Source organism: Pseudomonas sp. SJZ079, from assembly GCF_007993865.1.
Classification (GTDB): domain Bacteria; phylum Pseudomonadota; class Gammaproteobacteria; order Pseudomonadales; family Pseudomonadaceae; genus Aquipseudomonas.
Map to the genome: position 1 here is coordinate 72,902 of NZ_VIUH01000016.1, position 10,342 is coordinate 83,243.

The window sequence follows — 10,342 nt, forward strand, 5'->3', positions numbered from 1 at the left end:
TACGCTCAGGCCGCCCTTTGCTCTTCGGCGCGATTGGCCAGGTGACGGCTCATGGGACTTGTCGGGCGGACCGTCAGCCGTTCGTGACACAACGCCGTGGCCAGGGCCTTCTGCCCGGCGCGGAAGGCGGCTTCGATCAGGCTCAGGTCGAGCAGGTCGCGCTGTGCATGGCTACCGCCGAACCGTTGGGCGATAGTGCGCACAGGCCGTAGCAGGCGCAGGGTTTCGGCATAGTTGCCTGCGCCGAAGGCGAGGATAGCCTGGCTCACCGGGTGGCCGACCTCCGCGGTGAAGCGGGCATTGTCCGCGACGCCGCGCATCGCCTGTTGCTGGCTCTCCAGCAGCCTGCTGGCGGCCTCGGCCCGACCCGCGCCGACGAAGGCGAGCATCGCGTGGACGTCGTTGAAGGCGTAGTGGCCAGCCAGACACAAGGGCTCCCAGCGTTCGGCGACGCTTTGCCAGCGTGCGCCGACATCCACGCCTTGCAGATGCAGGCGCCAGAGCAGCGCCGATGCGTCGACCAGGTCCAGCACCACAGTGGAGCCCGCACCATCGATCGGCCCGTCGAACAGCGCCAGCACCTCGTCGATCTCGCCGAGTTCCAGGTGGTAGAGCGCCAGGTGCCACCAGTTATGTGTCTGAAAGAAGCTGTCCCCCGCCCAGGCCTGCGGGCTGGCGCGCATCCAGGCGATGCCCTCGCGTTGGCGACACTGCATCTCCAGCACATGGGCCACCGCATGCTGCGCCCAGCCATCGCGCGGCTCCAGTTCCACCGCGAGGCGCCCGGCAGTTTCGGCGGCCGCATAGTCGCCGGTTTCTTCCAGGCCGAAGGCATGCATGCCGAGCACCGCGTGATAAGCGGGCATGTCCGGGTGCCAGGCCGGCCGCGCGCGGGCGATGCGGTCACGGAGCATGCGCGAGTGTCCGGTGAAGAAATCCACCTGATGCCCGGCCTGCAGGACCAGGATATCGCGGGGCTGCTCGATGGACAGGTCTTCCAGGTACTGTCCGGCGCGGTGCCAATGGCCCTCGAGTAGCTGTCCCACCACTGCGATGTGGCCGTGTTCCTGGGCGTTGGCCGGCAAGCGTGCGGCCCTGGCATAGCAGGCTCGGGCGACCGCCAGGCCATCGGGCTCGGTGCCGAGCAGGTACAGATAGGCCTTGAGCACATGGGCCATGACGAAGTCGGGGCTGATCGCCAGGGCCGCATCGACGGCGGCCACCGGGTCGCCGACATAGCATTGGAACTGGCGCAGGGCGGCTTCGTAGCGCGTCAGGCTGCTGGCGTCGGCTCCGGAAAGCGGCAGGTCCAGCGTGTCTCTTATTGTCATGGGGGTCTCCTTAGCTAGCACGAAGGTACAGGCGCTGCAGGCTGCGCGGCGTCGGACGGGGACGCCGCGAGTGCCTGCCAGTGCTAAGGTAGGCAGGTGAGTGCTCGGCGACTATGTCCGCGCCGCCGGCACTTTTGACCGGGCCGCCGCCCTCGATGCGAGACGAAGTCCCATGGACGCCCTTGCCGACGTGCTCGCCACCGTTCGCCTGTCCGCGGTGGTCTTCCTCCACGCCGAGTTCACCGCCCCTTGGTGCATCGTCGCCAAGGTGGGGCCGGAGGACTGTCGGCCGCTCGGCGTCCTGCCCGCCCATATCATCGCCTATCACTATGTGATCGATGGCCAGCTATATTTGGAGCTCGCCGACGAGCCGCCGCTGCTGCTGACGGCGGGAGACATGGTGTTGTTGCCGCGCAACGACGAGCATCGTCTGGCCAGCTCCCCGAAGCTGCGCCCGGTGACGGTGGATGCCCTGATTCAGGTGGCCGACAGCCCCGGCCTGGCGCAGCTGCACTACGGCGGCGGGGGTGCGGCCACGCACATCATCTGCGGTTTTCTCGGCTGCGCGGTGGCCGACAATCCGCTGCTGGCGACGCTGCCCGCGGTGTTGCCGCTCGGGGTCAGCGACGGCCTGGCCGGAAGCTGGGTCGAGCAGTCGTTTCGCTTGGCGGCTGCGGAGTTCGCCGCCGATAGCCTCGGCTCCGTCACGCTGCTGAACAAACTGGCCGAACTGTTGTTTGTCGAGGCGGTCAGGCGCTACCTGGCGACCCTGCCGAGGGCGCAGACCGGTTGGCTGGCCGGGCTGCGCGATCCCTTCGTCGGCAAGAGCCTGGCCTTGCTGCACAGCCGCCTGGCTGCGCCCTGGACCACCGAGGCGCTGTCGCGCGAGGTGGGCCTGTCGCGTTCGGCGTTCGCCGAGCGTTTCAGTAAGCTGATCGGTCAGCCGCCTATGACTTATCTGGCGCACTGGCGCCTGCAGCTGGCCGCCGCCCGTCTGCGTGATGGGGGCGCCTCCCTGGCGCAGATCGCCTATGCCATAGGCTATGAATCGGAGGCCGCGTTCAATCGCGCGTTCAAGCGCGAATTCGGCCTGCCGCCGGCCACCTGGCGCAAGCAATACGCGGGCGTCCAGGCGCCGCCGGCCTAGCGCCGGCGCCAGACGCTGGCCAGCCAGGGCTGTTGCGCGCGCGGCAGCCCGGCTGGTCGGTAGTAGTGTTCCAGTTCGACGAAGCCCGTGGCGCCGAGCTGCGCGCGCCAGCTGGCAAGGTCGTGGTAGGCGCCGTAGCGTTCGCCGTGCCAGCCTTCCTGGTTCTCCCCGCGTGGGTTGGAGCTGAACAGCACACCGCCGGGCTTGAGGCTGGTATGCAGTTGGCGCAGCACCTGGGGTAGCTCCTGGCTGGGCACATGGAACAGCACGGCATTGGCGAAGATGCCGTCGAAGCGTGCGGCCGGTAGATCGAGTTCGAGGAAGTTCTGCAGCCAGACCTCGCAGCCGCTGTCGGCGCGGGCCATCTCGGCGAAGCGCGGGCAGCCGTCCAGACCGATGGCGTTGTGGCCCAAGGCGCGGAAGGTCTTCAGGTCGCGGCCGGGGCCGCAGCCGAAATCGAGAATCTGGTAGGGCGGCTGGCCCTGGATATGCCGCAGCAAGGCGGCGATGTTCTGGCTGACATCGTGATCGCGGGTGCCCTCGCGAAAGTCCTCGGCGCACTGATTGTAGTGCTGCAGGGTCAGGGCGGCGATGCTGTCCAGTTCGTGCGGTTGCAATTTCATGGCGGGGCTCGTGGGCTGAACCTGTGGCTCTGATACCTGAGACTTATACCTAAGTCGTCCAGGGGGCGAAATAATCGGCTAACTCGATGCGCCGCGCAGGCTTTTTATGCCTGCCCCCCAAGGGGTTCATCGGCGCAGGTTATAGTGCGCCGGACCCACATTGAATGGATGCGTTTTCGATGCCTGCGCCGCATGTCGAGCACGATGCCCCAAAAGCCGTGAGCCTGTTCGAGGCCTTCCTGTTCTGGTTGAAACTCGGGCTGATCAGCTTCGGCGGTCCGGCCGGACAGATCGCCATCATGCATCAGGAACTGGTGGAGAAGCGCCGCTGGTTGTCCGAACGGCGCTTCTTGCATGCGTTGAATTACTGCATGTTGCTGCCGGGGCCGGAGGCGCAGCAGTTGGCCACTTACATCGGCTGGCTGATGCACCGTAGCTGGGGTGGGGTGATGGCCGGGGTGTTGTTCGTGTTGCCGTCGCTGTTCCTGTTGATCGGCCTGTCCTGGGTGTATATCGCCTTTGGCGAGGTGCCGCTGGTGGCGGGAATCTTCTATGGGATCAAACCGGCGGTGACCGCCATCGTGGTCCAGGCCGCCCATCGCATCGGTTCGCGGGCGCTGAAGAATAATTGGCTGTGGGGCATCGCAGGGGCCGCTTTCGTGGCGATCTTCGCCCTCAACCTGCCCTTTCCGCTGATCGTGCTGGCCGCCGGGCTGCTCGGTTACCTGGGAGGGCGTCTGCTGCCGGAGGCGTTCAGCGTCGGTGGCGGGCATGCGGCGACGGATAAATCCTTCGGCCCGGCGCTGATCGACGACCATACGCCGACGCCCGCGCATGCCCGCTTTCGCGCGTCACGCCTGCTGCGGCTGGCGCTGGTCGGCGCACTGCTGTGGCTGCTGCCGATGGGGCTGTTGGTCGGCCTGTACGGCTGGGACGGCACCCTGACGCAGATGGCCTGGTTCTTCACCAAGGCTGCGCTGCTGACCTTCGGCGGCGCCTATGCGGTGTTGCCCTATGTCTATCAGGGGGCGATCGGTCACTACGCCTGGCTGACTCCGACGCAGATGATCGATGGCCTGGCCTTGGGCGAAACCACGCCGGGTCCGTTGATCATGGTGGTGGCCTTCGTCGCCTTCGTCGGCGCCTATGTGCAGCAGCTGTTCGGCCCGGAGCAGCGGTTCATTGCCGGCGCGCTGGCGGCGACCCTGGTCACCTGGTTCACCTTCCTGCCGTCGTTCCTGTTCATCCTCGCGGGTGGGCCGCTGGTGGAGTCGACCCACAACGAACTGAGATTTACTGCGCCGCTGACCGGTATCACCGCCGCGGTGGTCGGAGTGGTGCTCAACCTGGCGCTGTTCTTCGGTTATCACGTGCTCTGGCCAGAGGGCTTCGCCGGTCGTTTCGACTGGCCATCGGCCTTGATCGCCCTGGGCGCGGCGGTGGCGCTGCTGCGCTTCAAGCGCGGGGTGATCGAGGTGATCGGCGCCTGCGCCGGGGTGGGGCTGCTGGCTCATCTGTTCCTGCTCTGAACGGCGGCGCTGAAGGTCGCCAGGCGCGCGCACCTGCCAGCGGCGCGCCCGGTTGCGAGTGGCAGCCGCTGCCGGGTCGAACGTACTTGGGCCTGCGTTTTAATCGGCCTGGCAGACCCGGTCGCGCCCCGCCTCTTTCGCGGCATACAGCGCCCGGTCTGCGCGTTCCAGCAGTTCGCTGGCGCTGATCTCGGCGTCGGTGCAGGAAATACCGGCGCTGAGGGTGACCGCGAACTCCGTGCCCTCGACGATGAAACGCAGATCGGCGAAGCGTTGGCGGATCTCATCGATTATCCGCAGGGCTTGATCGGGTGGGCACTCGGGCAGTACCGCGAGGAATTCCTCACCGCCATAGCGGCCCAGGCTGTCGACTCGACGCAGGCGTTGGCGCAGCAGGTTGGCCAGGGCACGGATAACGTTGTCACCGGCGGGGTGGCCGTAACTGTCGTTGACCTTCTTGAAGTGATCGATATCCAGCATCACCACGCTGGCTTGGCTACCGCCGCGCAGCGCCCGCTCCAACTCGATGGCCACCTGCTCCTTGATGTCGGCGTGTTTCAGCAGTCCGGTCAGGCTGTCGCGCGACAGGGCATTGCTCAGCAGGCGGGCGCGCTGGGCGCGGGCGAATACTGCGGCGACCAGGGCATTGTCGGAAATCGGTTTGGTGACGAAGTCGTCTCCGGCCTTGAGCAGCGCACTCATCTGTCGGGTGATATCGGTTTCCGCCGACAGGTAGATGATCGGCACCCGCAGCCATTCGTCGTTGAGACGGATGATCTGCGCCAGTTCGGGGCCGGTGCAGCCCGGCATGTTGACATCGAGCAGGACCACCTCGGGGTTGAAGGTGCGCATGTGGCTGAAGATGTCGGCCGGGTCGTTGAGTGCTTCCACCAGCATGTTGGCGCCGCGCAATACCAGGCTGTAGCGGCTGGCCAGCTCGCGGTCATCGTCGACTATCAGCACCCGGTAAGGTTCGCCATATTGCTGGGCGAAGCAGCGTTCCAGACGGTTCTCCAACTGGGGAATATCCACCGGTTTGCTGAAAAAGCCCATGGCGCCAGCACGCACGGCTTGGAGCTGGGTGGCGAAGTCGTCCTGGGTGGTGATTACCAGCAGCGGCAAGGGTTCGTCCAGGCGCTGCTGCAGGGCAGCGGCGTAGTTCAGGCCGGTTTGCGCCTCGTCGGGCAGGTTGACGTCGATCACCAGGGCATCCGGGAGCTGCTGTTGCAGCGCGGCGTCGAGGTCGGCGATACGGGTGAAATGCTCGGCCTGATAACCGAAGTTGCTCAGCGTCAGGCGCATGTTCTCGCCGATAGCCGGCTCGTCTTCGAGGATGTAGATGCGGTGGGTCGCCGAGTTCGACTTGCTGGTTTTCGGCGTGGCGTGTGGATTCTCCTGCGCCAGCTCGATATGGAATTGCTGTTGGCTGAGCTGGTGTAGGCCGGCGATCAAGTCGTGCAGGCCTTGCTGTTCTTGCTGCAGGGCGTCCAGCCAGCGGATGGCCTGCTGCTCGAGCTCACGGGCGCCTTGGCCGAGGCTGACGAAACCGAAGGTGCCGGCGGCACCGGCCAGTTTGTGCAACTGATCGCGCAGGCTGAGCAGGTGTTGGCGCTGGCTATTCTGATCGTCGGCTTGCTGCAGCTGTTGCGCCTTGTTGGCCAGCTCGGGCAGCTCCTGGGCCAGGCGCTCGGCAAACTGTTCACCGAGCAGTTGCAGGTGACGTTGCAGGTCGTTACTGGGCTCAACCATGGGCCTGCCTCCAGATTTTTCGCACCTGTTCGGCCAGCTGCATGGGGTCGAAAGGTTTGATGATCACGTCACGCGCCCCTAGGCGGCGGTAGTGCTCGATCTCCGCAGGCTGCACCTTGGCGGTCATGAAGGCCACCGGAATCTGCCCGATGTCGACCAGCGCGGCGATTCTCTTCAGCGTCTGCGGACCATCCATGCCAGGCATCATCACGTCCAGGAGGATGAAGTCCGGGGCGAAGCCCTGAACCTGATCCAGGGCCTCCTGTCCAGACGAGCAACTGAGTACCTTGAAACCGCCAACCGCTTCCAGGGCGACCTTGGCCACTGCCTGGATCGACGGGTCGTCTTCCACATGTAGGATTCGCGTCAGTTCATGCATGCCGATTCTCCTTGGCGGGTAGCAGGCGTCCGAGCAGTTGCAGAAAGTGTTGCGCATCGATGCGCGATTTGGCCAGCGCGGCTTCGACTTGGCCGAGCTGTTCGGCAGGCAGTTCATGGGCGGACAGTACCACTACGGGCAAGCCAGGGTGGTGCTGGTGCAACTCGTCGAGCAGTTCCAGGCCATTGCCGTCGGGCAGGCTGAGGTCGAGCAACACCAGATCGAAGTTACCTTGGGCCAGCTGTTGGCGGGCCTGGGCCAGGCTGCTGGCGGAGACGAAGTCGGCGAGCGCGCGGCCTTGTTCGGCAATGACCTGGCGCAGGTCGGCATCGTCCTCGATATGCAGCACCCGGGTTTTCGCCGGAAAGCCATGCAGCGCCTGGCTCAGGCTTGCCAGCAGACGCTGTTGGTCAATCGGTTTGTCCAGCCAGTCGACGGCCTGAAAGCCGCCATTCAGGCTGAGGCGTCCCGCATCGCTGGCCGCGGAGATCACCAGCACCGGCAAGGTGAGGGTGGCGGGGTCGTCGCGCAGTTCGCGGATCAGCTGCAGGCCGCTGCCATCCGGCAGGCGCAGGTCCAGGGTCAGCGCGTCGAAATGCTGCTCGGCCAGCAGCGCGCGCGCTTCACCGAGGCTGGCGGCGAGCATCACCCGATAGCCGGCGCGCTGCAGCAGCAGGCGCAGCAGGTGGGCAATATCCGCCTCGTCCTCGACCACCAGCAGGCAGGGGCCGTTACTCTCCTCGGCAGCTGGGATGACGGCTGAGCGTTCCACTACCGGCAGTTCGCACCAGAAGGTTGCGCCCTGGCCTTCTACCGAATCGAAACCAATCTGCCCGCTCATGCGCTCGATCAGTTCCTTGCTGATGGCCAGACCGAGGCCGGTGCCACCTTTTTGCCGGCTGTCGCTGGCATCGGCCTGGGAAAATTTCTGGAATATTCCGGCGTGGAACGAGGCGGGAATGCCCGGCCCCAGGTCACTGACGCTGATGCGTACCCGGTTGCGGTGCAGCGCGCTGTGCAGGCGCACCTGGGCACCTGGCGGGGAGAACTTGATGGCGTTGGAGAGGAAGTTGGCCAGTACCTGTTGCAGGCGCATGGCATCGACGTGCAGGTGGATCGACGGGCACTCCTCCAGAATCAGCTGCACGCCATGTTGCTCGGCGTAGGCCTGGTTGCTCGTCTGGCTGTCGTTGAGCAGGCTGGCCAGCTCATGGCCGTGCAGGTCGAAGGTCATCTTGCCGGCGACCAGCTTGTCCATATCCAGCAGGTCGTTGATCAGGTGACTCAGGCGCAGGCTGTTGTGGTGCGCAATGCTGAGCATGTGTTGCATGTCGGCGGGCACCTCGCCCAGGGCGCCGCCATTGATCAGGCCCAGAGAGCCGGCAATCGAGGTCAGCGGGGTGCGCAGCTCGTGGCTGACGGTGGAGACGAACTCCCGTTGAATGCGTTCGATACGCTTGCGCTCGGTGATGTCGTGCATGACCGCGACGGCGCCAAGTCGGTCGCCTCCCGGGGTAAATAGCGGCACGGCATTGGTGGTGACGAAGCGTGGCGCCTGACCCTTGGCAACTATGCTGATTTCCGCCTCGCGCACGCGCTCGCCCAGCAGCGCTCGCAGCAAGGGAATGCGGTCAGTGGCGAGCGGGGTCAGGCCATCGGCTTCGAACAGGTCGTAATGATCGCCCCATTGTTCGGGCGCGAGCTGGCTGATGTCGGCGCCATGCCACTGTTGGGCGGTATCGTTGAACAGGGTCAGCTGGCCCTGCGCGTCACAGGCGATGACCCCCTCGGCGAGGGCTTCGAGCAGGCGCCGATTCATCTCCTGCTGCTGCTCCAGTTCGGCCTGCCCGTGCTTGCGTTCGCTGATGTCGGTGATCACCCCATGCCAGATCACCGTGTCATCGGCCTGGCGTTGCGGTGTGGCTTTACCCTCGACCCAGATCAGGCCCTTGCGCGGATGACGTACGCGGTATTCCTGATGCCATTGGCTCAGCTCCCTGGCCGAGCGCAGGATGGCCTGGCTGACGCTGTCGCGATCATCCTCGTGGATGGCGGCGAGCACTGCCTCGGTATTTTCGCGGACCTCACCACGGGCCAGTCCGTAGATGTCCTGTATGCCTTCGCTGGCATAGGGGAAACGAATTGTGCCCTGCTTGGGGAGCAGGGCCTGAAAGACCATGCCCGGTAGCTGAGCGGCAATCTGCTTCAGGCGCTGCTGGGCCTGTTCACGCTGGCTGAGGTCCTGGGCGATGGTGAGGAAACCGAGCAGCGTATCCTGCTCGTCGCAGATCGCCGAGACCGTCAGCAATACGGGCAGATGCATGCCATCTTGTCGTACATAGCTCCATTCGCGTGATGTGTTTTGTGCGTAGCGGGTCTTGGCCACCAGCACCGAGAAGTCCGCAGCGATCGCTTGCGCCAACTTATGGCCGAGGGCTGTGGCACGTCTCGCCAGTTGCTCGGGGTCGAGCAGGGTGTCGGCGAACGGCCGGTCGAGCAATAGCTCCTCGGTATAACCGAGCAGTTGTTCGGCGGCCGGGTTGACACTGCTGATGGCGCCGTCGGGCGTGGTGGCAATGATCGCGGTGCCGGCGCTGCTGAAGATGGCGCGCTGCAGCGCCGCTTGCTCGGCCTGTCGGCGCATGTTCAGGCGCAGCTCGCACAAGCGCACGACCTGGCGCGCGAGGCGGGCCAGTCCGTCGCGTTGCGGCGCGCTGAGTTGGCGTGGGCGGCGGTCTATCACGCACAGGGTGCCGAGGTTGTGTCCGCTCGAGGTGGTCAGGGGCATGCCTGCATAGAAGCGGATATGCGGCGCCTCGGTGACCAGCGGGTTGGCGCAGAAGCGCGGATCTTCCAGGGCGTTGGGCACCTCGAAGAGCTGGTTGGCGAGAATGGCATGGGCGCAGAAGGCCAATTCACGCGTGGTTTCGCAGGCATCCAGGCCCACCCTGCTCTTGAACCACTGGCGCTGCTCATCGACCAGGGAGATCAGGGCAATCGGCGTGTCGCAGAGCAAGGCAGCGAGTTGGCTGAAGTCATCGAAGGCCTCCTCGGCCGGACTGTCGAGCAACCCGTAGCGCTCGAGTTCGGCCAGCCGTGCGGTCTCGTCGGCGGGGAGGGCTGCGCCGCTGGGGGCTAGAGCCATATCGATGCGCCCCCCAGGCGGCGCGGCGCTGGCGTGACTTTAAGCATGCGCCAGGCTCCAGATATCGCGCACCTGAGTGGCCAGCTGCATGGGGTCGAAGGGTTTGGTGATCACATCGCGAGCACCCAGGCTGCGGTAGTGTTCGACTTCAGCGGGTTGCACCTTGGCCGTCATGAAGGCCACCGGGATCTGCCCGATATCGATCAGTTTGCCGAGCGCCGCCAGGGTCTGCGGGCCATCCATACCCGGCATCATCACATCCAGCAGGATGAAGTCGGGGTCGAAGGCCTGGACTTTTTCCAGCGCTTCGCTGCCAGAGCTGCAGGAGAGCACCTCGAAGCCACCCACCGCTTCCAGAGCCACCTTGGCTACGGCCTGGATCGAAAGGTCGTCCTCCACGTGCAGGATGCGTTTGAATTCTCTCATGGCACTTCTCCAG

General features: G+C 65.3%; 8 protein-coding genes. 2 read left to right on the forward strand and 6 right to left on the reverse strand.

The window, feature by feature from the left end; translation table 11 throughout:
• Window positions 1-5: 5 nt before the first annotated feature.
• On the reverse strand, window positions 6-1,331 hold the full coding sequence (locus tag FBY03_RS15130) for a tetratricopeptide repeat protein (RefSeq protein WP_147173198.1): 1,326 nt from the start codon (window positions 1,329-1,331) through the stop codon (window positions 6-8).
• A 172-nt stretch (window positions 1,332-1,503) separates the two neighbouring features.
• Here FBY03_RS15130 and FBY03_RS15135 point away from each other — a divergent pair, with 172 nt between their 5' ends.
• Window positions 1,504-2,478, forward strand: a complete 975-nt coding sequence (locus tag FBY03_RS15135; RefSeq protein ID WP_147173199.1) for an AraC family transcriptional regulator — start codon at window positions 1,504-1,506, stop codon at window positions 2,476-2,478.
• Here the strand turns inward: FBY03_RS15135 and FBY03_RS15140 are convergent.
• Entirely contained in the window at window positions 2,475-3,101 is a 627-nt protein-coding gene (locus tag FBY03_RS15140) for a bifunctional 2-polyprenyl-6-hydroxyphenol methylase/3-demethylubiquinol 3-O-methyltransferase UbiG (protein WP_147173200.1), read from the reverse strand. The genes FBY03_RS15135 and FBY03_RS15140 overlap by 4 nt on opposite strands.
• Window positions 3,102-3,280: 179 nt before the next feature.
• Here FBY03_RS15140 and chrA point away from each other — a divergent pair, with 179 nt between their 5' ends.
• The gene (chrA, locus tag FBY03_RS15145; RefSeq protein ID WP_256677941.1) at window positions 3,281-4,630 is read left to right on the forward strand and encodes a chromate efflux transporter; all 1,350 of its coding nucleotides are present in this window, start codon (window positions 3,281-3,283) and stop codon (window positions 4,628-4,630) included.
• 99 nt (window positions 4,631-4,729) lie between these two features.
• Here the strand turns inward: chrA and FBY03_RS15150 are convergent, their stop codons facing one another.
• Genes FBY03_RS15150 through FBY03_RS15165 form a run of 4 tightly spaced genes read right to left on the reverse strand, consistent with a single transcriptional unit; the run spans window position 4,730 to window position 10,329 of the window.
• Complete coding sequence (locus tag FBY03_RS15150; RefSeq protein ID WP_147173202.1) at window positions 4,730-6,379, reverse strand: diguanylate cyclase; 1,650 nt, start codon at window positions 6,377-6,379, stop codon at window positions 4,730-4,732.
• A complete protein-coding gene (locus FBY03_RS15155) occupies window positions 6,372-6,758 on the reverse strand; it encodes a response regulator (protein ID WP_147173203.1) in 387 nt (128 codons plus the stop codon). The genes FBY03_RS15150 and FBY03_RS15155 overlap by 8 nt, the downstream gene beginning before the upstream one ends.
• Complete coding sequence (locus FBY03_RS15160) at window positions 6,751-9,903, reverse strand: PAS domain S-box protein (RefSeq protein WP_147173204.1); 3,153 nt, start codon at window positions 9,901-9,903, stop codon at window positions 6,751-6,753. Before FBY03_RS15160 ends, FBY03_RS15155 begins: the two co-directional genes overlap by 8 nt.
• A gap of 39 nt (window positions 9,904-9,942) precedes the next feature.
• Window positions 9,943-10,329: a response regulator gene (locus tag FBY03_RS15165; protein WP_147173205.1), complete on the reverse strand. Its 387-nt coding sequence runs from the start codon at window positions 10,327-10,329 to the stop codon at window positions 9,943-9,945.
• Between the last annotated feature and the right edge of the window lie 13 nt (window positions 10,330-10,342).